At 55.6% G+C, this 25105-nt stretch carries 28 protein-coding genes; 24 read left to right on the top strand and 4 right to left on the bottom strand.

Annotation, left to right across the window (positions count from 1 at the left end; translation table 11 throughout):
• Positions 1–91: 91 nt before the first annotated feature.
• Positions 92–490 carry a YtxH domain-containing protein gene (locus NYE48_RS03450; protein WP_036712839.1) on the bottom strand — a complete coding sequence of 133 codons (399 nt, stop codon included), beginning with the start codon at positions 488–490 and terminating at the stop codon, positions 92–94.
• A 214-nt stretch (positions 491–704) separates the two neighbouring features.
• Between NYE48_RS03450 and NYE48_RS03455 the strand changes: the two genes are divergently transcribed.
• Both NYE48_RS03455 and NYE48_RS03460 read left to right on the top strand, forming a co-directional pair.
• Positions 705–1709, top strand: a complete 1005-nt coding sequence (locus NYE48_RS03455) for an asparaginase (RefSeq protein WP_036712842.1) — start codon at positions 705–707, stop codon at positions 1707–1709.
• A 218-nt stretch (positions 1710–1927) separates the two neighbouring features.
• Positions 1928–2650, top strand: coding sequence for a pirin family protein (locus NYE48_RS03460; protein WP_340996903.1), 723 nt, complete (start codon positions 1928–1930; stop codon positions 2648–2650).
• Positions 2651–2745: 95 nt separating this feature from the next.
• Here NYE48_RS03460 and NYE48_RS03465 read toward each other — a convergent pair whose 3' ends face one another.
• Complete coding sequence (locus tag NYE48_RS03465) at positions 2746–2970, bottom strand: DUF1128 domain-containing protein (protein ID WP_036712844.1); 225 nt, start codon at positions 2968–2970, stop codon at positions 2746–2748.
• Positions 2971–3209: 239 nt separating this feature from the next.
• On the opposite strand from NYE48_RS03465, the gene yyaC reads away from it, so the two are divergent.
• From yyaC to NYE48_RS03490, 5 genes are all read left to right on the top strand, one after another.
• Entirely contained in the window at positions 3210–3791 is a 582-nt protein-coding gene (gene yyaC / locus NYE48_RS03470; RefSeq protein ID WP_340996905.1) for a spore protease YyaC, read from the top strand.
• Positions 3792–3884: 93 nt separating this feature from the next.
• Positions 3885–4670: an alpha/beta fold hydrolase gene (locus NYE48_RS03475; RefSeq protein ID WP_340996907.1), complete on the top strand. Its 786-nt coding sequence runs from the start codon at positions 3885–3887 to the stop codon at positions 4668–4670.
• A 326-nt stretch (positions 4671–4996) separates the two neighbouring features.
• Positions 4997–5674, top strand: a complete 678-nt coding sequence (locus NYE48_RS03480) for a DUF6483 family protein (RefSeq protein ID WP_340996908.1) — start codon at positions 4997–4999, stop codon at positions 5672–5674.
• A gap of 11 nt (positions 5675–5685) precedes the next feature.
• On the top strand, positions 5686–6864 hold the full coding sequence (locus tag NYE48_RS03485; protein ID WP_036712849.1) for a class I SAM-dependent methyltransferase: 1179 nt from the start codon (positions 5686–5688) through the stop codon (positions 6862–6864).
• A 48-nt stretch (positions 6865–6912) separates the two neighbouring features.
• Positions 6913–9066, top strand: a complete 2154-nt coding sequence (locus NYE48_RS03490) for an O-antigen ligase family protein (RefSeq protein ID WP_340996912.1) — start codon at positions 6913–6915, stop codon at positions 9064–9066.
• Between the two features lie 80 nt (positions 9067–9146).
• Here NYE48_RS03490 and NYE48_RS03495 read toward each other — a convergent pair whose 3' ends face one another.
• The gene (locus NYE48_RS03495; RefSeq protein WP_036712861.1) at positions 9147–9458 is read right to left on the bottom strand and encodes a hypothetical protein; all 312 of its coding nucleotides are present in this window, start codon (positions 9456–9458) and stop codon (positions 9147–9149) included.
• Between the two features lie 154 nt (positions 9459–9612).
• Between NYE48_RS03495 and NYE48_RS03500 the strand changes: the two genes are divergently transcribed.
• The 16 genes from NYE48_RS03500 to NYE48_RS03575 all read left to right on the top strand — a co-directional run bounded on the left by NYE48_RS03500 (position 9613) and on the right by NYE48_RS03575 (position 23321).
• On the top strand, positions 9613–10227 hold the full coding sequence (locus NYE48_RS03500; RefSeq protein ID WP_340996913.1) for a DedA family protein: 615 nt from the start codon (positions 9613–9615) through the stop codon (positions 10225–10227).
• Positions 10228–10794: a thioredoxin family protein gene (locus NYE48_RS03505; RefSeq protein ID WP_036712864.1), complete on the top strand. Its 567-nt coding sequence runs from the start codon at positions 10228–10230 to the stop codon at positions 10792–10794.
• A gap of 8 nt (positions 10795–10802) precedes the next feature.
• A complete protein-coding gene (locus NYE48_RS03510) occupies positions 10803–11429 on the top strand; it encodes an MBL fold metallo-hydrolase (protein ID WP_036712865.1) in 627 nt (208 codons plus the stop codon).
• Positions 11430–11867: 438 nt separating this feature from the next.
• Entirely contained in the window at positions 11868–12248 is a 381-nt protein-coding gene (locus tag NYE48_RS03515; protein ID WP_036712867.1) for a hypothetical protein, read from the top strand.
• A gap of 239 nt (positions 12249–12487) precedes the next feature.
• Positions 12488–13084: a TetR/AcrR family transcriptional regulator gene (locus NYE48_RS03520; protein WP_340996915.1), complete on the top strand. Its 597-nt coding sequence runs from the start codon at positions 12488–12490 to the stop codon at positions 13082–13084.
• 7 nt (positions 13085–13091) lie between these two features.
• Positions 13092–13520, top strand: coding sequence for a DMT family transporter (locus tag NYE48_RS03525; RefSeq protein ID WP_052147146.1), 429 nt, complete (start codon positions 13092–13094; stop codon positions 13518–13520).
• Between the two features lie 110 nt (positions 13521–13630).
• Complete coding sequence (locus NYE48_RS03530) at positions 13631–13951, top strand: DUF5360 family protein (protein ID WP_341000594.1); 321 nt, start codon at positions 13631–13633, stop codon at positions 13949–13951.
• Between the two features lie 196 nt (positions 13952–14147).
• Positions 14148–14435 (top strand): Asp-tRNA(Asn)/Glu-tRNA(Gln) amidotransferase subunit GatC, encoded by a 288-nt coding sequence (gene gatC, locus NYE48_RS03535; protein ID WP_036712868.1) that lies wholly within the window; start codon positions 14148–14150, stop codon positions 14433–14435.
• Between the two features lie 32 nt (positions 14436–14467).
• Positions 14468–15925 carry an Asp-tRNA(Asn)/Glu-tRNA(Gln) amidotransferase subunit GatA gene (gene gatA, locus NYE48_RS03540; RefSeq protein ID WP_212951833.1) on the top strand — a complete coding sequence of 486 codons (1458 nt, stop codon included), beginning with the start codon at positions 14468–14470 and terminating at the stop codon, positions 15923–15925.
• 30 nt (positions 15926–15955) lie between these two features.
• Entirely contained in the window at positions 15956–17395 is a 1440-nt protein-coding gene (gene gatB, locus NYE48_RS03545; protein ID WP_212951825.1) for an Asp-tRNA(Asn)/Glu-tRNA(Gln) amidotransferase subunit GatB, read from the top strand.
• Between the two features lie 121 nt (positions 17396–17516).
• Positions 17517–17987 (top strand): GNAT family N-acetyltransferase, encoded by a 471-nt coding sequence (locus tag NYE48_RS03550; RefSeq protein WP_340996918.1) that lies wholly within the window; start codon positions 17517–17519, stop codon positions 17985–17987.
• 59 nt (positions 17988–18046) lie between these two features.
• Positions 18047–18760: an MgtC/SapB family protein gene (locus tag NYE48_RS03555; protein ID WP_036712871.1), complete on the top strand. Its 714-nt coding sequence runs from the start codon at positions 18047–18049 to the stop codon at positions 18758–18760.
• A gap of 183 nt (positions 18761–18943) precedes the next feature.
• Positions 18944–19591 carry a hypothetical protein gene (locus tag NYE48_RS03560; protein ID WP_340996919.1) on the top strand — a complete coding sequence of 216 codons (648 nt, stop codon included), beginning with the start codon at positions 18944–18946 and terminating at the stop codon, positions 19589–19591.
• Between the two features lie 25 nt (positions 19592–19616).
• A complete protein-coding gene (locus tag NYE48_RS03565) occupies positions 19617–20885 on the top strand; it encodes a DUF4097 family beta strand repeat-containing protein (RefSeq protein ID WP_212951823.1) in 1269 nt (422 codons plus the stop codon).
• Positions 20886–21059: 174 nt separating this feature from the next.
• Complete coding sequence (locus NYE48_RS03570; RefSeq protein ID WP_036712873.1) at positions 21060–21485, top strand: Fur family transcriptional regulator; 426 nt, start codon at positions 21060–21062, stop codon at positions 21483–21485.
• 123 nt (positions 21486–21608) lie between these two features.
• Positions 21609–23321 (top strand): glycosyl hydrolase family 18 protein, encoded by a 1713-nt coding sequence (locus tag NYE48_RS03575; RefSeq protein WP_340996922.1) that lies wholly within the window; start codon positions 21609–21611, stop codon positions 23319–23321.
• A gap of 176 nt (positions 23322–23497) precedes the next feature.
• Here the strand turns inward: NYE48_RS03575 and NYE48_RS03580 are convergent, their stop codons facing one another.
• Complete coding sequence (locus NYE48_RS03580) at positions 23498–23902, bottom strand: DUF2614 family zinc ribbon-containing protein (protein WP_212951820.1); 405 nt, start codon at positions 23900–23902, stop codon at positions 23498–23500.
• A 122-nt stretch (positions 23903–24024) separates the two neighbouring features.
• On the opposite strand from NYE48_RS03580, the gene NYE48_RS03585 reads away from it, so the two are divergent.
• Entirely contained in the window at positions 24025–24903 is an 879-nt protein-coding gene (locus NYE48_RS03585; RefSeq protein ID WP_340996924.1) for a nucleotidyltransferase-like protein, read from the top strand.
• Positions 24904–25105 lie beyond the last annotated feature (202 nt).

The raw sequence follows: 25105 nt of genomic DNA on the forward strand, positions 1-25105 counted from the left end.
GGGCGCCTTCAATGTCCTTGGGTCGCGGAAAAAGCCAGCCGCTTCGGCTGGCTTGCGGACGAATCGTTCATTCGGCAGCAGGAGGCGTTTATTACATTTTGCCCGCGGCTGTCTGGGAGGCATCTTCCGCCGCCGCTTTGACTTTATCGGAAGCGTTTTTGGCGTCCTCCGCCAGATCGGCCGAAGCCTGCTTCACGCTTTCCATGATGCTGTTTTTGCCTTCGTTCACCGATTTGGCCAGTTCCGTCGTTTTGGAAGAGACCGATTTGGCGACATCGGACGCTTTTTCGCCCAGGGTGGACGCGAGTTCCTTCGATTTATCCGTCATGGTGCTGATCGTTCCGGACAAATCGCCCCGCAGCTCGCGGCCCGATTTGGGGGCGAACAGCAATGCCGCGGCCGCGCCGAGCAGCCCGCCGACCAGCGCCCCTTTGAGGAAGGTAGAGGTGCCGCCGCTTTGAACTTGGCAATCCGTTTCCGTCTTATTCATCGAAATCACTCCTTGTTTTATGATGATGGCTTGAGATCGGCCATGATAGGGTTTGTCCTTGCTTATTTCGTATTTAAACGGTCTTATGGGGCCTGAAACAAAAATCATGAAATGCGTAGCGAAAGAAAATAATGAACAATATTGCGGCAGTCTTCAAACTCTTCGGAATAAGTTGTATGATGGATAAGCGATCAGCTAAAGGAGAGATGGTTTGATGGAACCGGTATTGATCAAGGAATATCGCGCGGGCATCATGGAATGCTCGCATCATGGACATATATGCGTCGTCGACGATCGCGGGGAAACCTCGGCTTACGCGGGAGATCCGGATTTCGTAACCTTCACGCGTTCGGCCGCGAAACCCCTTCAGGCGATCGTTGCGATCCGCGGAGGCATTGCGGCCCATTACGGTCTGGACGACAAGGAGATCGCCATCATGACCGCATCGCACATGGCGCAGCCTGAGCATGTGGACGTGCTCGAAAGCATCATGAAGAAAACGGGACTGTCGGAGTCGGAGCTCGTTTGCGCGGCAAGTTATCCCTTGAACGAAGAAAGCAAGGAAGAGGTGCTGCGCCGGCAGGGCGGCAAACGCCGCTTGTATCACAATTGTTCCGGCAAACATCTCGGCGTGCTTGCCTACTGCAAAATGAAAGGATACCCGCTGGAAGGGTATGCGGACCCGGGGCATCCCGTACAGCAGGAAATCATCGGGACCGTGGCGATGATGTGCGGCATTCCCGCGGATCGCATCGAACTCGGTACGGACGGCTGCGGTTTTCCCGTTTTTGCTTTGCCGCTTTCGGCGATGGCCGCGGCCTACGTGAAGCTTGCTTGCCCGGACCTCATTGCGGATGAAGCCGTCAGGGAAGCGGTGAAAACCATTGTCCGGGCGATGAACCTGCATCCGGAAATGGTGGGCGGCCGCGGCCGCGTCGATTCCCTCGTCTTGCAGGACGGAAATATCGTCGCCAAGGGCGGCTTCAAGGGCGTGTACTGCTTCGGCCTGAAGAAGGAACGCCTCGGCATCGCTTTTAAGGTATTGGACGGTTCGGAAGAAGAATGGGGCTGGATCGTCGAGTCCATCCTGGAACAAATCGGCTACGGCAACCACTCGCTCATCCGGGAATTAAGCGAGTCTTTTACGCATGACATCTATAATGACGAAGGCAAAAAGGTCGGGCATGCCGATGCCGTGTTCCGGCTGCAATCGGTATAACGCCTGAGGAGGCCTGCGCAAGGTGCCGCCCGGCACCGCATTCGTTTTTTTCGCGCTAGGCATCCCCAAGAGAATAGGTATCCGCATGAAATCCCTTCCGGACTGAAGGAGGGATTTTTTTGTTTTTGAACGTGATTGAGCGGTGAAGGTTAGGGGTAAGAATTACGTAATCAAGACCAACCTTTTTTGAGAAAGACATTCATGGAGGTGGATGTAAAATGATTAAAGTAGTGACTTCGGCGGAGCGTCATACTTCGGAGAAAGGGTGGATCCACAGCGAATTCAGCTTTTCTTTTGCCGACTACGATGATCCGAGCAATTCGCATTTCGGCTGCCTGCTGGCGCATAACGATAATTGTTTAAGTCCGTTGCAAGGCTTTAAGAAACATCCTCATCATGATTTGGAAATCGTCAGTTACGTCATCTCCGGCACGCTTGAACATAACGACAGCCTGGGCAACGCGCAGCGCCTTCCGGCCGGCACGGTCCAGGTGATGAGCGCAGGCACCGGAATCGAACATGCGGAGACGAATCCGTCCGAAGACGAACCTGTCAGGTTTATGCAAATGTGGTTTTTGCCGTCGGAACCGGGGCACAGGCCGTCATGGACGTCCCGCCCGCTCACCAGGGAGGAACGTTTGAACAAGCTGGCGCCCGCGGTAACCGGAAGGACGGAAGGGCAAGAGGGGATCCCGATACATTCGGATATTTCCCTTTACATTCCGATCTTGGAAACGGGCCAAGAAATCGTGTTCGATCAGCAGGAGGAAAGACGGACTTATTTGTTCCTCATTTCCGGCCACCTGGAAATCGGCTGCAATGACGGCACTTTCCAGCTTGAACCCGGGGATGCCGCCCGGATCCGCAACAACTGCGACCTTCACATCAAAGGGACGAGCAGCGACGGGGACGCGGAATTCGTGCTCGTGGATCTTCCCTGAAATGAGCCGGCTCGTAGAAAAGCCCCCTGCGGCCTTCCTTCGTACACGTTGGAACGATAAGGATCGACAGGGGGGTTTCGTATTCCGGGGAAAACTTATTTGCTGCGTAAGCGGCCAAGCTCCGACACCAAGGCTTCCACTTCGGAAATGCTGAGGTTCGATTTGGTCATGACAAGCTCGTAGACATCTCGGATGTCTTCGTATTGATCCACCGAAAAGGCGGTGGAGCTCATGGCGGCGCCGCTGGCCATTCGAAGCTTGGTTTTGATCTGTTCGATCATGTACTCGATATTTTCAGCCGTTTTTTGCGATAAATCCATGGGGGAGGTTCATCCTTTCCAGTTTCTTTTCTTCAGTTGCAGCCGTTTATCATTTCCCTTGCCTCTTCGAAGTGCGAGAACGGGCTGCGAAGCTAAGTCCCTGCCTTCGGGGAATCGCGGGTTGTACCCATTGTAGCATGTCTTGCCGCCCGACACAGGAAAATGATTTTTCTTGCCGGCTATTTTGCAGTAAAATCAAAAGGAATATGTTGATCAACCTGCAAGGGAGGCACTAGGCCTTGTCGAATCAAGACTTCCGCTCCGGCCGGGATAAGGGCGGGAACAGCCAAAAAACGGATGCCAACGGGCTTCGCGCTTTTTTGGCGGAGATCCGCAGCCGCCATGAGCCCTCCGCCGTGACCTTTTTGTGCATCGGCACGGACCGGTCCACCGGCGATGCGCTCGGCCCGCTGACGGGAAGCGCGCTTTCCGCCTGCGGTTTCCCCCATGTCATCGGAACGTTGGCGTCCCCGTGCGATGCCTCCAGCCTGGAAGCACGCTTGGCGGAAATCCCGGAAAGCCATGTCGTGGTCGCGATCGATGCATGCTTGGGACAGCCGCAGTCCGTCGGAAGCTTCCTGGTTGCGGACGAGCCGCTGTTACCCGCAAGATCGGTGGGACTCTCGCTTCCGCCCGTCGGAAATTACAGCGTCGCCGCGGTCGTGAATGCGATCGGTCCCAAGCCTTATGCCACGCTGCAGATGACCTCGCTGCATCATGTGATGGCGATGGCCGGCCAGATTGCCTCCGCCGCGGCGGAAGCGTTCGGACTGGCGGCCGATGCGGGCGCCAACCGGGCCTATGGTTGGCCATTCATTTAAATGTATGGGAGTCCGGTCCGGATTATGGCTGCATGATGGGATTGGAAGCGAAAAAGCGAATGCAAAAAATCCTCACGAAAGAAGGGTTTCACGATGGATAAAGTAGTTTGCGACGGATATACGCTTTGTTATGCCGATCAGGGAGAGGGAGAGGCTGTCGTGCTGCTCCACGGCTTCTGCGGCAGCTCCGCATACTGGGAGCCGCTCGTGCCGCTCTTATCCGGCAGCCTCCGCTGCATCGTGCCCGATTTGCGCGGACACGGCTCGTCGGATGCCCCGCTGGGAGCGTATTCGATCGAGCAAATGGCGGACGACGTCCTGAAGCTTCTCGACGAGCTGAACGTGGAGAAGGCAACGATGCTGGGGCATTCCATGGGCGGATACGTTACGCTTTCCTTCGCCCAGCGGTACGCCTCGCGGTTAAACGGCTTCGGCCTCATCCATTCCACGGGATACGCGGATGACGAAGCGGGCAAGGAAAAGCGGCTGAAAGCCGTAAGCACCATCAAGACGGAAGGAATGACCGCGTTTATCGACGGCCTGATTCCGGGATTGTTTGCGCCAGGCACGGCGAAGTCCCGGCCCGAGCTGATCCAAAAAGCGAAGGAAATCGGCTATCTTACGCCGCCGCAAGGCGCCGCAGGCGCGGCATTGGCCATGCGCGAGCGGCCGGACCGCCGGGACGTCATTTCCGCTTCGGCGCTGCCGGTCCTGCTGGTGGCGGGAGAACATGACGGCATTGCCCCTCCGGAAAAAGTATTCTCCACGGACCGCCCGAACATCACGAAAGCAACGATCAAGGGCGCAGGCCATATGAGCATGATGGAAACGCCGGAGGAGCTGGCCGGCATCGTCCGGAGCTTCTTGAAGGAAAGCTGAGCGCCCGCGGCCCTCGTTCATGCGCTGAAAATTTCATCCCGTTACAGCTTCATGCCATAAATAAAAGCCGGAGCCCTAAGAACAAAGGGCTCCGGCTTTTTGCGCCATAAAGGCAGCGGCTTAAATCCGGTTTACCCGGGCGTTTCCGGGCGGGCCGCTGGCTTTGGCATGCCGAATAGCATACAATCATTAAAAAGAAAGATCCTCGAGGCAAAAGACGCGGTCTTCCCGGGCATCAAGGTTCAACGCGCACCAGAAGGCAAGAAAAGGGAGGCTTCGCGATCTTGCCTGTCGCTTAATCATTTTGGAAAGGGTTGAGGAGCGTCATGTTCAGGAAAGACTATTTGCTGCAAATGGTAGAGGATATGGTTGAAATGGTCGGCAAGGTATTCGGGCTCAAACAGCAGAAAAAATACACCGAGGCTCTGTGGGAAATCGACGACCTGCTGAGCAAAAATTTCCGCCTGAACTCGAAGCTTTTGAATTCCCTGTCCGTTGAGGATATCATAGAGATGTTTCGCCTGGGGGGCGGGATCGAAGCCGACAAGCTGCAAACGATCGCCAGGCTGCTTCAGGAAGAAGCCGGGGTATACTTGGATATGGAGCAAAAGGACGAGGGGCTGATCCGCCTTATGAAGTCGCTGCATCTGTATCTCTATGCCGACCTGCACGGAGCGGACCATACGATGCTGAAGCTGCCCGAGCGCGTGGCCGAGCTGAAGGAAGGGATCAAAGGCTACAGGATTCCGGCCAAAACGGATCAGCTGCTGTTCCGCTATGAAGAGGAGCGGGGGCGTTACGACGAGGCGGAGAACGCCCTCTACAGGCTGCTCGATCAGCAGGAAATCACCGAAGAGGAAGGCCTTGCCTTCTATCAAAGACTGTTAACGAAAAGCGACGAAGAGCTTGAAGCGGGCGGGCTTCCGCGGGAGGAAGTGCAGGAAGGCTCGGAAGAACTGCAGCGCAAAGCAAACAAGCCGCGTTTGGAAAATACGAGAAAGTGAGATGTACCCTCTTGGAATCTTTACGCAAACTCATCCATGACATCACGGAAGAAACGACATTGATCACGGCGACGCTGAGCCAGCTGCGCAAGCGGGAAGGCGCAACCTTTACCAAGGTGCAGATCAAGCCGGTGGAGCTGAAGAAAAAAATACATTATCAATTCGCTTACGTGCATCCGAACAAGGTCGTTCACCAGAACGTCCCCGCGGAAGAAGCGGAGGAGGCGATCATGCGCCTGTTCGAGCAGACGTTCCGACAAGGAATGATCTGCACGCCGGATGCGGACTACCAAATCTTGATCAGCAAAAAATACAAAGTATCGATCCTTACCAAATCCCCGACCAAAACCTCCGCCGATTTGGCGCATAACCGCAAGAAAAAATACGTGCTGGAGGAAGGGCATCCGATTTCGTTCCTGGTCGAACTGGGTATAATGAATGAACAAGGGAAGGTTTTGGCCCGAAAATACGATAAGTTCAAACAGATCAACCGTTTCCTGGAGATGGTGGAGGACGTGCTCCCGGCGCTGCCCGAGGGACGCCCGCTGACGATCGTCGACTTCGGCTGCGGCAAGTCCTACTTGACCTTTGCGCTCTACCATTACCTGTCCATTCAGGAACGGCGGCCGCTGAACGTCGTCGGGCTGGATCTCAAAGCCGACGTCATCGAGCATTGCAACCGGCTGGCGGACAGGCTGAATTACAGCAACCTGCGGTTTTTGGTCGGGGACATCGCCGACTACGACGAGCTGGAACAGGTCGACATGGTGGTGACGCTGCATGCCTGCGATACCGCAACCGATGCGGCATTGGAGAAGGCGGTCCGCTGGAACGCTTCGGTGATCCTTTCGGTTCCGTGCTGCCAGCACGAGCTGTTCAATCAGATCGAAAGCCCGGTCATGGAGCCGCTGCTTTCGCACGGCATCCTGAAGGAACGTTTTTCCGCGCTGGCAACGGACGGCATCCGGGCCAAGCTGCTTGATATTCTCGGCTACAAAACGCAGCTGCTCGAATTCATCGATTTGGAGCATACGCCGAAAAACATTTTGATCCGGGCGATCAAAAGCCAAGGCGGCAACCGGGAGCAGCTTTGGCGCGAGTACACGGCTTTCCGCGATTTCCTTCACGCCGAACCTTATTTGGAAAAAGCGTGCGCGGATTTGCTGCCGGGAAAAACCGACGGGAAGTAAGGATTTGAACGTTTCGGGCAGGAAGAAAAGGCGATGGGGGGCGGGAGCGTGAGACGCTCTGTGCTGGGAATCATGGGGGCCGCGCTGATCGCGGTGCTGCTCCTGTCTTGTCTGAAATCCGGCTTTTATTTTACGTCCGATCTGTATACGGCCTGGATGCTGTACGGCCTGCTGCCGTTTTTTGGCGGCGTTACTGCTTTATTGCGCCGTTTGGCGGTATCCGAAAACGAAAAGCGGATCGCGCCCGCTGCCGTTTCCGCTGCGGAAAGGCTGCTGATCCTGAGTCCGTTTATATTGATGACCGTATATGCCCTTCACTGGCTGCTGGGGCCCTTGTCCGTTCACGGAACGGTGAACCAGCTGCTGCGGTGGGGGTTTTACGGTCTTTTTGCCGTTTCGGCGGTTCGGATCGCCCGCTCCGAGGGAGGGGAAAAGGTGCTCGCGTCTGCCTGGCACGCGGCTGGGGCGCTGCTGTGCGGTTCGGCGCTCCTGGCGGTTTGCGGCATCCTTCCGCTGCCGCATGCCGTCGTGTTCACCTCGAACGCCGGGATCAGCGCCAGCGGGGCCAGGCTTGCCGGCCTGGTCGAATACCCGAACACGTTCGGCCTGTTGATGGCCGCTTTCCTGCTGGAGCGGCTCTTTGCGCTCGCCGCCCTGCTCCGGCGGGAACCCGGAGCAGGGGAGATCCGGCTGCTGCGGGCTGCGCTCCCGCTGCTGCCGTACGCCGCCGCGCTGCTCCTCAGCGAGTCGCGCGGCGCGTGGCTCACGGCCGGTGTGGCCGCGGCCGCCGGCCTCGCCCTGCAGCGGCGGCGCAGCTTCGCGCCGCTGCTGCTTGCGGCCGCGCCCTTCGCCGGCGCGGCCCTGCTGTACCGCCAGCTGGCAGCCGCCGCGCTGGCGGTACAGCCCGCCCCCGGCCTGCTCGCGCTGGCCGGGGCGTGGGCCGGCAGCCTGCTTGCCGGCCTGGGGCTTTGCCGCCTCGCGCGCAGCGGGGCGGCTTCCCGCCGCCGCCTGGCCTGGGCGGCAGGCGGCCTTTTCGCGGCCGCGGGGATGGCCGCGGTGTTTCTGACGGCGCAGGAGCGCATCGTCCGAAACTTCGGGACGGCCACGGCGCGCGGCGCGATCTACCGCGATGCATGGGGGCTGTTCATGCAAGCCCCCTGGTTCGGGCAGGGCGGGGAGACGTGGCGGCTGTCGTACCGCGCCGTCCAGTCCAATCCGTACGTCGGCAGCCAGGTGCACAGCGGTTACCTCGACATGCTGCTGAACACCGGCGTTCTCGGCACGTCCGTCTTATTATTGCTGCTCGGCGCCATCGGCCTACTGCTTGTCCGCCGCCGCGAGCTGCTGCCGGTTTACGGCGTGTTTGTCCTGCACGGGGCCGTCGACCTCGATTTCAGCTTCGGCCTCGTTTGGCTGCTGATATTTCTGCTTGCGGCATGGGGGCTTTCCTGTAAAGCGGAGGAAATCCAAGCTGGCGCTAAGCTCGGGGAGGATCAGGGACATGCGGTTTTGGCCAGGCCCATAGCGGCGGCAGGCCGTTTGGCGCGCCGGGCCGATCCGATCGCATCCGGTTACAGGCACCGGGCATACGGAACGGCGGTGCTTCTGCTGCTTTGGCTTGGCGTCACCGGCGCCGGCATGTGGCTTGCCTTCCGCGGAGAAATGGCCCACCGGCTGCATCGGCAGGCGCTGGCGGCAGCGGCCCCGGCCAAGTCCGCCGCGCTATTGCGCTCCTCGCTGCAGTGGAATCCGGCCGATGCCGGGACGGCGATCGAGCTGGCGCGCAGGCTGCCGCCCCGGGAAGCCGAGGCGGTGCTCAAGCGGAGCCTGTCCTACTCGCCGGGGCATCCCGGCCTGCTGTTTGCGCTGGCGGACAACGCCGTCCAGCGGGGAGATGCGTACGCCGCCGTCTCGTGGGCGGAGGCGGGGTTCCGCCGCGACAAATACAATGCGGCGGAGCAGACGAAAAGCCTTGAGGGGCTGTTCAAGCTGGCGCGGCGCAAATGGATGTCCGGCAGCGCGGCGGAAGCCCGGCGGGTCCTGGACGCCGGGCTCGAGCTTTACGGCGATTACGCGCGCCGCGCCGCGGACCCGGACCAGGTTCGGGTCCGGAACGACCGGGAGTTCCGCCTCACCCGCGAAGCCGAGCAGTGGGGCCGCGAGCTGGCGAGCCTGGAGCGTTCCCTTCATGCGCCGGAATGAACCCGCCCGCGGGAAGAGGCCCTCGGGCTACCGACCTTACGCCCCAGAGCCCTTTTCTTGAACAACGTATACCATTTCCTTCAGCCGCCAAAAGCTTCGCGGAAAGCTTTTCCGAGATGCTCTTCGTCTACCTTCCATAGGGCGGCAAGCTCGGCGCGGACCGCTTCGTCCCACCAATCGCACAGCAGCTTCCGGTTGCTGCGGTTTTCGTGAATCCAGATCAGGTTGCCGATGACCTTGCGGTAATAAAGGGTTTCGCCTTCGCGGAGGGCGTCATCCGGGACGTACACCTTCAGCCGCTTGACCGTGCGGTACAGCTCCTTGCTGCAGGCTCTGCGGATGCCGCGGGCCGAAGGCAGCGGAGCGTCTTTTTTCTGGGAAATCGGCGGCATTTGACCTACCTCCTTTATTCCCCACCATATGCCGCGGACGGCTGGGAAGACACCTTCCCGCCGCAAATGGGCTCATGTAGAAGTCATGTCCGCTCCTATGCTAGAATAGATTGGGGATAGGGACTTAAAAGTACATATAGAAAGAGGGGCCAGGGTGCATTTTATATCGGATATCGTCAGTCAATTGTTTCATTGGATTCAAAGTCTGGGTTATTTCGGCATCATGCTGGGCTTAATGATTGAAGTCATTCCAAGCGAGATCGTGCTTGCTTACGGCGGCTTTTTGGTATCCTCGGGCCACATCAGCTTTATCGGAGCCGTGCTGTTCGGCATCATCGGCGGCGTCATCGCGCAGCTGTTCGTGTACTGGATCGGACGTTACGGCGGCAGGCCCGTGCTCGAGAAATACGGGAAATATATTTTTATTCATAAAAAGCATATCGATGCGGCGGAAGCTTGGTTTAATAAATACGGCTCGGGTGTCATTTTTACAGCGCGTTTCATTCCGGTCGTTCGTCATGCGATTTCGATTCCGGCGGGAATCTCCAAGATGAATATTTGGCGGTTCACTCTACTGACGACGCTTGCAACGATTCCTTGGTCGATCTTATTTGTTTATCTAGGCTCTGTTCTCGGAGAAAAATGGGAAGATATTAATCAAGAAGCAAAACCTTACGTGACGCCGATCTTGCTCGTTGCGCTGGCGTTGCTGATCGTGTATTTTGTTATCAAAATGGTCAAATCCAAATCCAGAAAGGGGACGAAATAAATGGCAGTCCATTTGGCGGACAAGCTGAATACGGGGCTCTCCCCGCAGCAGTTTATCGACGGCATGCAGAAAAACCAGGAGGAATTCAAACGGGGGTACGACGCGTTTGCCTGGGACAACGACGGCGACCGCGAGTTTTTTGAAAACCTGAAATCGCGCGACGACCTTCGCGTCCTTATTTTGGCGGCGGACTGGTGCGGAGACGTGGTGCGCAACGTGCCTGTCGTGTTCCGTGCCCTTGAAACGGCCGGCATTCCGACCGAAGTGCTTATTCTCGAAGAAAACTTCGACGTGATGGACCAGTTTCTGACGATGGGCGGACGGAGCGTTCCGGTCGTCATCTTTACGGATGCGGAAGGGCATGTCCTTGGCAAATGGGGACCGCGTCCCGCGCACGTGCAGCAAATCATGGTTCGGTTCAAGCAGCAGAACCCGGACCGTGAAGCGCCGGATTACCAGGAAAAAATGGCCGAGTGCCGGAAAGAGCTCATTGCAGCTTACGGGGAAGGAACCGATCATCATGCGTCCGTCATCAAAGAACTGCGTGAACTGATTTCGGGGTTCTAAAGACGGATATGCTGAACATTCAAACCTTTTGCCTCGGCCCGCTGCAAACCAATGCCTATTTGCTGACCGGCGAAGATCCCGGGCGCGCGGTCATCATTGATCCGGGGATGAATCCCGGCGCCCTCATCAAAAAAATCGAGCCGCTTACGATCGAAGCGATTTTGCTGACCCACGCGCATTTCGACCACATGGGAGGCGTGGATGAAATCCGGAAATTAAAAAACTGTCCGGTATACCTGCATGATCTGGAAGCGGATTGGCTCGAAAATCCGAAGCTGAACGGATCGCTCAACTGGCCGCAGGTGTCGCCGCCGCTTTCGACCGGCCCTGCCGAATATGGCTTGGACGAAGGGCAGAAGCTGGAGTTGATCGGCCACACTTTCACGGTGTACCATACGCCGGGGCATTCGCCGGGAAGCGTCAGCTTTTTGTGCGGGGACGACCTGTTTTCGGGGGACGTGCTTTTCAAGCTTGGCGTCGGAAGAACGGATCTGTACGGGGGACGCGAACGCGATTTGCTCGACTCCATCCAAAACAAACTTTTTGCTTTTAAGGATGAAGTGAAGGTTTACCCGGGCCACGGTCCAAAAACGACGATCGGATATGAACGCGCCCACAATCCTTACGTGTCCTGAATGGAGCCGTAAGGCGTTTTCTCGACAGAAATCGGGAAAAAATGGCTGGACAAACGGTAACGCCCCTGATACAATGATGTTAATTTAATGTTACCTTTACATTCGCGAAGCACGCAAGCTGTGGAATAAATCCCGGTTTGCGTTCTTTTTTTGCATTTTATATAATCTATTCTATCGGAGGTTCATATTTTCATTCGCTTGTTGTAAGAGGGGGACTTCCGATAACCCGGGCTTAAGAAGCATGAAGCATGGCCGCGTTGTCTTTTTTGGGGCTGCGAAGCGTCCAGCCATGGTTATTTCCGGACGGATTCGCATTCACGGACATGCTTTTTTCGAAATTAAGCCTTTTGCCTCGTTTTCCGACAGGCTTACGTGTAGACAGACCTACTTTTTTTTAGTAGACTATACAAACAATGATAGACATCTAGGAGGTAGACGATGCTGCAACTTGGGGAAAAGATTGTGATCGTCGCGGACGCCTTTGAGCAGAACCTTCCTATTGGGGAATACGGTTATCTGATCGCTTATGACCGGAATCCGGACAATGCGTTTGATTACGTCATCCGGGTACCTAAGATTAACCGGAACTTTTTCGTGCCATCGGGTGATGTGCAGCCGGAAGAGCTGCTCATTCAGCATGAAGTGGAGATGACCACGCGGGAAGCGCTGATCGATTACGCCCTTGCGACATATAACGAGAAGCTGTTCCATCAAATCATGAACGGCGAACTCGAACAGGAAGAAGAAGAGGAATCGGCGCCAGAGGTGCTTTCGCAGGCGGAATTCATCAAGCAAGTGAATTTGCGGGCCTGGATTTAGAAGAGTCGGCTACATGCCGGCTCTTTTTTGTGTATATGGTTTATTAAACCTTCACAATGGCCGTCCGGCGTGGGGGATCCGAACTGTAAGTTGGAAAAGGCCCGGATACCGGATACGGATGCATGTCGCTATGAAAATAGCGAAGCTTTGTTTTTTATATGAAACGCGGTATACTTTTTTGGTACTGAAAATAATAAAATAGTTTTATTGTTACCGAAAATGGAAGCGGGAGGATGTTCATGAAAGAGAAATTGCAGCAGTCCGCGCTGACGCTGCTGAATCGCAAAGGCTTCAAATTTACGATGGGGGATCTCGCATCCGAGCTTGGAATCAGCAAACGAACCATTTATGAGCATTTCGCATCCAAGGAAGAGCTGATCGGCGCGATCGTGGACGAAGCGATCCACGAAGTGCTGCATACCCAGCACGACATCTACGGGCGTCCGGATTGGAGCGCCGTGCGGAAATTAAAAGCCATATTGTCGATCGTGCCCAGCGGACTGCGGCTTGCCGATGCGCGGGTGCTTGAAGAGATGCGCCGCCACGCCCCGCAGGAATGGGTCAAGGTCGATCGCTTGTTGGAGGAGGAATGGGGCACCGTGGAAACGCTGCTTCAGGAAGGCATCGCGTCGGGGGAACTGCGTCCCGTGGACATTCCGTCGGTCGTTCAGTGCATGCGCGGAGCGTCGTTTGCCGTTTTTGACCCGGATTTCCTCGTGAACGCGAAGGTGTCCCTCGTCGGCGCCGTTGATGCGATGGTCGATATGCTGTTATTCGGCATTGTTTCGCAAGGGGACGGAAAATGCGATATAGCCGAAACTTCGGAAGGGATGTGATGAAGGCATGTCATGGATTTATTTGATTTTTGCGATTGCGCTGGAGGTCGGGGGAACCGTCTCGATGAAGATGTCCAACGGTTTTACCAAAATCGTACCGTCCATACTGATGATCGTGCTGTACATATTAGCCTTTTCCAGCTTGAACCTGGCCCTGAAGCAGGTGCCTGTCAGCGTCGCCTATGCCATATGGTCCGGAGTTGGCACGGCAGCGATTGCCGTTATCGGGTACATGTATTTCCAGGAATCGATGACGCTGGTCAAAGCGGTTTCGATTGCCTTAATCATCCTGGGCGTCATCGGACTAAATTTGGGAGATCGCGCCCATGGGGCCCGCTCGTCGGGAGAGCCTTCGGACATTTCGGAGAATAAAATCCAAACGGAGCTTGCGGCGGGCATTTCCGGGCTGGCGGAAGAACGGGGAAAGGGGATCTGATCCAATGAACGTTTTGCATCGAAAAGAGCCCTCCATGCGCGTATTGAAATGGTTTTTTCTGTTGACCGATATTTCTCATTCTATATTTCGGCGCGACGGCACTGGGCCTCATCCCTCCCGAATGGGCTTATTCCGATTACAGGAACCCGATTTTGATCGCTTGGAACTGGTCGTTTTTTCCGCTCGACATGCTGGTGTCGGCAACCGGATTGACGGCGCTGTATTTGTACCGCAAGCCATCGCCGGCCTGGAAAACGGCGGCCTTGGTTTCGCTCGTATTGACGTTTTGCTCCGGGATGATGGCCATTTCCTATTGGGCGATCCGCTGCGAATTCGATCCCGCATGGTGGATTCCGAATCTGTTCCTTATGATATACCCCATGTTTTTTATCCCTAAGTTTTGGAAAGGAACGTTTGCTATACGGGTTTGAAGAGCTTGGCAAAGAGCCTGCAAAGGCTGCGCCGACCGGAGCGGAGGCCTGCCGGGGAATCCGGCGGGAGCGCCCGGTTTTTCCGGCGGGAGCCAAGCTCCGCATTGAATTGTCGCAGGTTCTACAATATAATTAGAAACGTTATCCCGAGGCTTCAATCCTTTAATATAAGAAGGAATAAGGAGGAATCCGATTTATGAGCATCACCAATCAGGACGTTCAGCACGTGGCCAAGCTTGCCCGCCTCAATTTGAGCGCGGACGAAGAGCAAAAGTTCACGGAACAGCTGAACGCTATTTTACAATATGCCGAAAAATTGAACGAGCTGGATACGGACGGCGTCGAACCGACGACCCACGTGCTGCCTGTCAGCAACGTGATGCGCGAGGACGTGAAACGCGAAAGCCTGCCGATCGAAAAGGTCATGCTGAACGCGCCGGAAGAGGAAGACGGACAGTTCAAAGTTCCGGCCGTGCTTGAATAGAACGTTTCATTACGAAAGGAGGAAGAGGCAACTTGAGCCTGTTAAATCAAAATTTGAAGGATATACATAGCAAGCTTCACAACAAGGAGCTTTCTGTGCTGGAACTGGTGGAAGAGACGTTCCGCGCCATTTCCGAACGCGATGAACGGATCGGAGCGTATTTGACCTTAAACGAAGAGGGCGCGAAAAATACGGCCCGCCGCCTCGACGACAAATTGGCGTCGGGAGAGGAACGCGGACTTCTGTTCGGCCTGCCGGCCGGCATCAAGGACAACATCGTGACGGAAGGCATCCGCACCACCTGCGCAAGCCAATTCCTGTCGAACTTCAATCCGGTGTACGACGCGACGGTCGTGCGCAAGCTGAAGGACGCCGATGCGGTTACGATCGGGAAATTGAACATGGACGAGTTCGCGATGGGCGGCTCCAACGAAAACTCGAGTTTCCATCCGGTGCGCAACCCGTGGGACCTCGAGCGCGTTCCGGGCGGTTCCAGCGGCGGCTCCGCGGCATCGGTCGCGGCGGGCGAGGCGTATTTTACGCTTGGTTCGGATACGGGCGGCTCGATCCGCCAGCCGGCGTCCTATTGCGGCGTCGTCGGCCTGAAGCCGACATACGGGCTCGTGTCCCGTTTCGGCCTGGTCGCTTTTGCTTCTTCGCTCGATCAGATCGGCCCGGTCACGAAAAACGTCGAAGATGCGGCCTACGTCCTGCAGGCGATTGCCGGCTACGACAACATGGACTCGACTTCGGCCAACGTCGACATTCCGGATTACTTGAGCGCCCTGACGGGGGACGTGAAAGGTTTGCGCGTTGCCGTTCCGAAGGAATATATGGGCGAAGGCATCGACGCCGGCGTGAAGGAACGCGTCGAAGCCGCCTTGAAAGTGCTTGAAGGCATGGGCGCGGTCATCGAGGAGGTTTCCCTTCCGCATACCGAATATGCGGTCGCCGCTTATTATTTGCTTGCATCTTCCGAAGCTTCTTCCAACCTGGCCCGCTTCGACGGCGTTCGTTACGGCGTCCGTGCCGGACAATCCGGCAACCTGCTGGATTTGTACCTCGAATCCCGCAGCCAAGGTTTCGGTCCCGAAGTCAAACGCCGGATCATGCTGGGCACCTACGCGCTGAGCTCCGGTTATTACGATGCGTTTTACCTGAAGGCGCAGAAGGCGCGCACGCTGATCAAACGCGATTTCGATCAGGTGTTCGAACAATATGACGTCATCATCGGGCCGACGGCTCCGACGCCGGCGTTTAAGCTCGGCGCTCAGGTGGGCGATCCGCTGACGATGTATTTGAACGATATTTTGACCATTCCGGTGAGCCTTGCCGGCGTGCCGGCGATCAGCGTTCCTTGCGGTTTCTCCGAAGGGTTGCCGGTCGGCCTGCAAATCATCGGCAAACCGTTTGACGAAAGCACGGTGCTGCGCGTGGCGGGAGCCTTCGAGCAAAACACCGAACATCATAAACAGCGGCCTAACCTGTAGAAATCGGCTCAAAAGGAGGGAATCTAAACCATGTCATCTTCGAAATACGAAACCGTCATCGGCCTTGAGGTCCACGTGGAGCTGAAGACCGAATCCAAAATCTTTTGTGGCTGTTCGACCGAATTCGGCGCACCGCCCAACACGCACACATGCCCGATCTGCCTGGGCCATCCCGGCGTGCTGCCGGTGCTCAACAAGCAGGCCGTGGAATACGCGATGAAAGCGGCGATGGCGCTCAACTGCGAAATTGCCGATGTCAGCAAATTCGACCGGAAAAACTATTTTTACCCGGATTCGCCGAAGGCCTACCAAATTTCCCAATACGATCAGCCGATCGGGCAAAACGGCTGGATCGACATCGAAGTGAACGGACAAACGAAGCGGATCGGCATCACCCGCCTTCATTTGGAGGAAGACGCGGGCAAGCTGACGCATATCGACGGAGGGTATGCATCGCTGGTGGACTTTAACCGCGTCGGCACGCCGCTCGTGGAAATCGTGTCGGAACCGGAGATTTCTTCGCCGGAAGAAGCCCGCGCTTATTTGGAAAAACTGCGCGCCATCATGCAGTACTGCGAAGTGTCCGACGTCAAAATGGAAGAGGGCTCGATGCGCTGCGACGCCAACATCAGCATCCGTCCCCATGGGCAGAAGGAATTCGGCACTCGTGCCGAGCTGAAAAACATGAACTCCTTCCGCGGCGTGCAAAGAGGGCTGGAGTACGAGGAATACCGCCAAGCCGAAATTTTGGACGAAGGCGGAACGGTCGTGCAGGAAACCCGCCGCTGGGACGAAGCGCAGGGCAAAACCTTCACGATGCGCGGCAAGGAAGAAGCGCATGATTACCGTTATTTCCCGGACCCGGATCTGGTGAAGGTATACATCGACGAAGAATGGAAAAACCGCATCCGCGCGTCGATTCCGGAGCTGCCGGACGCCCGCAAAGCGCGCTACACCTCCGAATATGGTCTGCCTAGCTACGATGCCGAGGTCATCACCTCCTCGAAGCCGATCGCGGATCTGTTCGAAGACAGCTTGAAATATACGAAAGATGCCAAATCGGTTTCCAACTGGATTATGGGCGAATTGCTCGGTTATCTCAACAGCAACAACCTGGAATTCTCCGAGGTGAAAATCACGGGCCAAGGGTTGGGCGAGATGATCGGCTTAATCGAAAAAGGGACGATCAGCACGAAAATCGCCAAAACCGTCTTCAAGGAAATGCTCGAAAGCGGCAAGCTTCCGCAGCAAATCGTCGAGGAAAAAGGGCTCGTGCAGATCAGCGACGAAGGCGCGATCAAGTTCATCGTCGAGCAGGTCGTGGCCGCGAACCCGCAATCCGTCGAGGATTACAAGGCGGGCAAGCAAAAGGCGATCGGCTTCCTCGTCGGCCAGGTCATGAAGGAGAGCCGCGGCAAAGCCAATCCGGCGATCGTCAACAAGTTGCTGGAAGAAGTGCTTAATCAGTAAGAGGAACGGGTCTTGGGGCTTGTCCGCCGGACAGGCCCTTTTTTATTAGGCGGATGTTTTTTGCCTGATAAGTTGGTCTTTTTTTGACTTGCGGCGTATAGCCTGAAAAAGGGGGATTCCCGTGATTACGAAGCTTTCCTTGCAGGATGGCGACATGCTGGACCAAATTTGGAGGCTGCAGCATATTGCCTACCGGCTGGAGGCCGAAAAAATCGGCTTCTACGACATTCCTCCGCTGCTCGACACGCATGAAACGCTGCGTACCTGCGGCGAAACGTTTTACGGTTGCTTGGACGAGGACGGGGAGCTGCTCGGGGCGGTGGCGACGAAACAGGAGACCCCGGGGTCGCTGACCTTGATGCGGATGATGGTTCATCCGGCTCATTTCCGCAAAGGCATCGCGGGCAGCCTGATCCGGCATGTTTTTGACGTTCATCCGGACGTTCCGCTGTTTATCGTCTCCACCGGTGCCAAAAATGAACCTGCGGTGGCGTTATACCTCAAATACGGCTTTATTCCTTTCGAGACGTTCGAGGTGGCCCCGGGCGTGGAACTGACGACATTTCACAAGCGGGCAGACGTATCGGTTTAATTCATGGCCTTATGGCCGCGGATTTGCATTATTAGAGTGAGATAGGGAGAGATAGGCTCTTGGCGGATCCATGGTATATAGATAACGTGCATATATTGCTGCGGTTGCTTCTGTCTATGCTGTTAGGCGGGCTTGTCGGCTTGGAGAGGGAACGCTCCAACCATGCGGCAGGCCTCCGGACCCACATCCTCGTATGTATGGGTTCGACGCTGATCATAATGCTGTCCATTTATGGTTTTTCCGAATTCGTGCATGAGGTCAACATCCGGATTGACCCGGCGAGATTGGCTTCGGCCGTCATTACGGGGATCGGGTTTTTGGGCGCCGGGACCATTTTGTTTACCGGCAAATCGATTACGGGTTTAACCACGGCCGCGTCGGTATGGGTGATCGCCGCCGTCGGGCTCGCCGTGGGCGCAGGTTTTTATTTTGCCTCCATTGCGGCTACGTTACTCATTTTGCTGACGTTGGTGGTTTTCAACAAATTGGAGCAGCGTTACATCCGCAGCAGCAAACTTCATTTGATCTCGGTGTGCGCGATTTCGGCGCCGGGGCTGCTCGAAGCGATATCCGGCCTGCTGGAGGAAGAGGAAATCACCGTCAAAAAAGCGGTCGTCAACGAGCGGAGCACCGTGCCGTACGGCGAGCTTCAGCCGCCTTCGACCACGGTGGAAATCGCTTTGAACGTGCTCAGCAAAAGGGTATTCGATCCTTTGGAGCTCGCTTCCCGCATTCGCAGGCTCGACGGGGTATCCATGGTTTCCATCGATTGAACTGCGCCGAAAAACTCCCTGGTTAAGGGAGTTTTTTTGGTTTTTCAGGGACTTCATCCAATTATTTACCTGTTATTGTCCCGGTTATATAGGGTAGTATCATCTATATAGTATAGAGGGTGGGCTTTTTTTGGCCTGGAACGGCGTGTCAGCGATGAATTTTACGGTGAAAGGAGCGGGAGGATGCACAGCGTCGAACATTCCGGCGGATCGAAGGAAGAAACGGCAAAAAGAAACCGCATGCGCGGCGAAAAAAAGGCTGCAGTCCGGACCCGCCGCCTGTTTTCCCGAAAACGCAAGTTTACGGCAGGATTCCTCGCGGCCGTTTGTCCGGGGCTCGGCCATATTTACCTTGGATTGTACCGCAAAGGCATCGCCTTTATTTTTACGCTCCTATTGGACGCTTCGGCGTTGTTATATTTTTCGTCCATCGGCATGCAGATCAACGTCCCGCTGCTCATTTTGCTGGCGCTCGTGATCCCGGTGACTTATTTTTACAATGTGTACGACGTCCTGCAATCGGCCGATTACGTCATCTATTACAGGGTGGGGACGCATGGGCAGGAAGAACGCCAGGTTTCGCCTTACCGGAATCCGTTCGCCGTGGAGCGAAGCGCGCTTTTCGGCATCATGCTCGTCGCGGGCGGCGCGCTGATGTTTCTTTTTTATCAAAAGCCGCGGTGGCTCCGGTATTACATGGAGGATTACGGCAAAATCACGGTGGCGGCGGTGCTGATCATCGTAGGCTTGTGGGCAGGAGGCCGGGAAATTTGGCTTTTGCGGAAACAACGCGGCTCAAAAAGCCGGGAGAGGGAAAAGGGCGGCGTTTAGGCGCCAGCGAACGGGGGAAGAAAACATGAACCGGATACGGCGAATGCGCGTGGGAAGATTCACGGCCGTCCTGCTGCTGATCGCAACCGGCGTGCTGCTTCTTGGCGATGCGCTCCAAGGCACCGAGCGTTTGCTGCTGCTTTTGAAATGGTGGCCGCTCACGCTGGTGCTGTGGGGGCTGGAATATATCGCTTTGCTGCTGATATCGCGCCGTTCCCAAGGAACGGGCCGGCGGTTTCAGCTGGACCTGCGCGGGGTGCTGATCGCCGTCGTGCTGTCAGCCTCGGTGTTTATCGTGACGGAACAAAAACACTATTTGCATCTCTGGAACAAGGTGAGCCTGAATCTGGCCGCGGCCGGCGTGGATTACAGCGAACAGGAGGGGAGCAGCGTCGGAAAAGACCTGCTTGCCGTTCCCGTGACGTTAACGACGCAAAACATCAAGGTGGAAAACATCAACGGCGATATCGTCGTGCAGCGCGGTCCGGTGACGGACATCGGGGTGCAGGCGGAGATTTGGGTCGACCAGATTACGGGACCGGAGGCCGAAGCCATCGCGAGGGAATCGGCGCTTGAGGTCGGCGGCGGCAACACCATTACCATCCAGACCAAAGGGAAAGGCTACGGCCAGTCCGGGAAAAGGCAGCCGCGGATGAATCTGACGATTACGCTGCCGCAGGACCGGCGTTTTGATCTGTCGCTCCGGACGATGAACGGCAGCATCCTTGTGCAGCACGTGGATGCGATCAAGCAAATATCGATGGAGACGGCAAACGGAGATCTCCGGTTGAACCGCGTCACCGGGAACGTCAAGGGCAGCACGCTGAACGGAAAAGGCATCGCGTATCACGTCATGGGTTCCGTCGACTTGAGCACGAATCAGGGCAACATGCAGGCGGTGGACGTTTCCGATGCCGTAACGCTTTCGACCCAGGTCGGCAATTTGTCCGTCCGCAAATCGCTGGGCCCGATCGACGTCCAGACGAAAAACGGGAACATCGACGTGGACGAAGTCCGCTCCGATCTGAAGGCGGAGTCGCTTAACGGCGGCATTAAGGCCCGTTCCAGCGTCGTCGAAGGCGACTGGGACATTTACAGCGCGGTAGGGGAACTTACCGTCAGCCTGCCCGAATCGGGAAGCTACGAAATCGACGGGAGCATCAGCTATGGCGATATCTACAATCAGTTTCCGGCGTTTACGGTGGATAAAAAGAACATTACGGGCACAATAGGTCTGGGTGAACATCGGGTTCGCATCGAAGGCAACAGCGATTTGAACGTGAATAAATATTGAGCGGGAGCATACATTTATTCCAAGTTCTTTCAGGGCGGGCCCTTTCGTTGACAAAGTCGAAACGATGAACGTACAATAATGTTATAGGGCATATTTTAGAATGTTGGGTAAACAACCTTTTCGTTGCATTCGAGAATATCAGAATTTTGTTTAATCTTAAGGCGGTGGGTAAGAATGTCAACGCGAGTCGAGCATGCATTGGAACAATTGAAAACGAATGGTGTTCGGATTACGCCCCAGCGTCATGCGATATTGGCTTACCTCATGGAGTCCATGAGCCATCCAACGGCGGATGAAATCTATCGTGCCCTGGAGCCTAAATTTCCGAGCATGAGCGTAGCTACCGTTTATAATAATTTGAAGATGCTGATCGAAGCCGGTATGGTTCATGAGCTGACTTATGGAGATAATTCAAGCCGTTTTGATGCGAACGTTTCGGATCACTTTCACGTGATTTGCCAGAAATGCGGGAAAATCGAAGACTTCAGCTACCCGTCCCTCGAGGACGTGGAGCAGACTGCTGAGAAAAGCACAGGCTTCCAGATTCAAGGGTTGCGCATGGAGCTGTACGGTATTTGCAGCAGCTGCAAAAATAAGTAAAGCATCCGTTTCAAGCTTTCTGCTTTCGACAAAACGTGCGGATTCCTGCCATGGGTCCTCACGTTTTTTTAGCTTTCAAGCCTTTTTGGCAACGATACTTATACGATGATGGAGGATCAGCCTTTGAGTAGAAGTAGACGCAGACGCCGTCCCACGGCTAAGAGGCGGCTTGCCGTTTTTCTCGGACTGTGCCTGATTGCGGCAGGAGCCTATTTGACGGTGACGGAGGTTCTCCCGAATCCGCTGCATGAAAAGCCGGACTGGAGAGGGATGGACAAGCCCATATTCGTTGAAGGCAAGCTGCTCGATCAGCCTGCCGAAGGTGCCGGGGAGCAGCTGAAGCTGCCGCTTCCGGTGCTGCAGGAGAGCATAGACCCTAACATTCGTTACGAAAAAGGAACGCAGTCGCTGATTTTGACGACCCCGGCCAAGGTGATGCATTTGCAGGCAGGGGAGAAGGAAGCGCGGCTGAATAACAGGCAGGTCCAGCTCCGGTTCGCGCCGGAGGAAGAGAATGGCCTGTTGTATGCGCCGATCCATCCGCTGAAAGAGCTGTACGGGATTACCGTTCACGAGGATCCGAATACGGGCGCCGTGCTGCTGATGAGAGCCGGGGATACGGTGCAAATGGGCAAAGTCGCCGGCGATGCCGGGTCCAAAACGGCGCTTCGCAAGGGACCGTCCAAACATGAGCCGATCTTGGCGGACATGGCAGGGGGAACGACTCTGCGGGTTTGGGGGAGCGAGGAATCGTGGTATTTCGTGCAGATGGATAACGGGTATGCCGGTTACGTGCCGAAATCCAAGGTGGCGCTCGGCGAAAAGAAAACGGTGGAAGCCGTTCAGGAGCAGCCTACGCAAGCCGAACGCAACTGGGCGGGCAAAAAGGTCAATCTGGCCTGGGAGGCCGTTTATCAGAAAAAGCCGGACCCGGCCGTCATCGATCAGATGACCGGCGTCAACGTCGTCAGCCCGACGTGGTTCAGCATCATCGACGGGGAAGGGAACGTCCGCAGCAACGCGGACATTGCCTACGTACAAAAAGCCCATGCCCGCGGGATGGAAGTGTGGGGGCTTCTGAGCAACAGCTTCGATCCCGAGATCACTGCGAGCGCGATGGCAACCTATGAAACAAGGTCGAACGCCATCAATCAAATCCTCGAACTTGCCAAGACGTATCATTTGGACGGGATCAATTTGGACTTCGAAAACGTCAAAACCGAAGACGGGGAAAACGTGTCCCAGTTCGTCCGCGAGCTGAAGCCTTTGGCTCGTGCGGAGGGATTGATCTTATCGGTGGACGTCACCCCGAAATCGGGAAGCGAAATGTGGTCCCGCTTTTTGGACAGGCGTTCGCTGGGGGAAGCGGCGGATTTTATCATTTTGATGGCCTATGACGAACATTGGGCTTCAAGCCCGAAAGCGGGTTCGGTGTCGTCCTTGCCGTGGACCGAATCGGCCGTGCGCAAAATCCTTGAGGAGGATGAGGTGCCGCCCGAAAAATTGGTTTTGGCCGTGCCGCTGTATACCCGGATCTGGTCGGAAGAAGCCAAAGACGGCAAAACCAAAGTCTCGTCGAAGGCGGTAGGCATGAAAACCGTAAAGGAAATCCTTGCGGAAAAGAAGCTGAAACCCAAATACCTTGAGGATGTGCAGCAGAACTATGTTGAATATACGGAAGACGGCGTTTTGAAAAAGATATGGATTGAAGATAAGACGTCGCTCGGTGCAAGAGTGAAGCTGGCCAAGGAACTGAAGCTTGCCGGAGTCGCCGCGTGGACCCGAAGTTTCGGCACCGAAGAAGCATGGAATACGCTGAAGGATATTTCATCCTAATGCGAATCGCACTCATATTTGTTGTGGATATCGACTGATGGTTTAACGCAGGCATCTTATGAATGATTACTTTTTAAAATACGGAAGGCGTAATCCGAACGTATAAAAACCGGTCATCCTTGGAGGATGGCCGGTTTTTTTGTTTGCCGCTCATAAATCTTGCCCTAAGACGGCGTCTAGTGGTGATGGACGGCCGATGAAGGGCCGGCTTGCGTTTCCTGGCGCTTTTGCATTTCTTCCAGCTCGTCGTCCGTAATGTCCGCCAGATTGATGTCGGTCGTCATGATGGTTCGGCAGAACATGCAGCGGTCCGTTTTTCCGAGCATTTTCGTCGGTTTGTGACATTCCGGGCATTCGATCGTCTTCACGCTCGTGGAGAGCATCCCGGCCCAAAAATAAATCCCCAGGCTGCCCATCATGGCGATCAGGCCGATGACGAGACCAATCGCCGCCACGATTTTTCCGGCTTGTCCCCAGAAGACGATCCCTGCCGTGCCCAGCACCATCAGCATCATGCCGATGATCGTCAGCAGCAGTCCCCAGGTACGGAAAGCAACGATTTTTGCTGTTTTGAAGATCATGGATCATTGGCTCCTATCATCATTTTAGTTGTATGCAAAAAAGAAGGAACTGACGTGGATCATGTAGAAGTATATTATAACTGAATTGGCTGGTTTTCGCCAAGGAATGCATGGAGGGAGACATGGATTTGTCCAATTTGTCTTTTTTTTATGGAGAGTCTTTTGATGCCGATGCCATCGGTACTATCATATATCGACAGGAAGCGCAAAAATTCGACGGATCTTTGCTTCATGACTTCGACTATATCGTCCTCGTCGTCCATGAAGGACAGGAGGCGGAATTGGCCGTCGAGCATACGCTTGTAGGGGAACTGCCGTGCCAGACGCTGCATGTTTCGTCCGAGTCCCTTCAGCGCTGGCTTATTGCGGGCGAAAAAGGGGATTTGATCCGCTGCTTTATGGAAGGGGAGCTGGTGAGGGACGTGAACGGGAAACTGGCCCGGCTCCGCAGGGAATATACGGAGTTTGAACAGCCGCTGCGGGATCGCAAAATGCTGTATGAATTCTCCCGCTTCCTAAGCATATACGTTGAAGCCAAGCGGTATTTGCAAGCCGGATACGAGGTCGACGCCTATCAATCCGTGCTGGATTCGTTAAGGCATTGGGCAAGGATCGAACTGATCGAACGCGGGGTGCTGCCCGATCGGGCCGTTTGGGAGCAAGTGAAGGAACTGAATACGGCGATCCACAAGCTGTATGAGGAATTGACCCAGAGCAAGGAAACGATCCGGCAGCGCGTGGAGCTGGTGCTGCTTGCCTGCGAGTTTTCCGTCATGTCGAAAATGGCGGAGTGCACCGGGCTTATGCTGCAGATTTTGAAAAGCCGGTCCCAGCCCTGGAGCATCGAGGAACTGATTCATCACCCGGATCTGGACATCGTCAAAAACGAACTGCCGCTTGTCATGCGCAAGCTGGTCAACCGTTCGCTGGCGAAGGAGTCGGTCGTGTGGTCCGACGCCTCGGGATACAGCAGCCCGGCAATCCGCTATTCCGCGGAATAGCGTCATCTGTATTGCGCAAAGGTTCGAGGGGGTAAATGCTCCCTCTTTATTTATGCATGGGGCGTTCGTTTTGGGGGAACTTATAAAGGGAGTTTAGCTGCTTAGCTTTTTTTATATTTAGAGGTTGACTCCTCAATGTTTTATGTGTTAAATTATAACTCGCCCCATGAAACCTCGGGTTTACAACAAACGAGGATTCGAC

The sequence above is a fragment of the Paenibacillus sp. FSL M7-1455 genome (assembly GCF_038004655.1).
GTDB lineage: Bacteria > Bacillota > Bacilli > Paenibacillales > Paenibacillaceae > Paenibacillus_AQ > Paenibacillus_AQ cookii.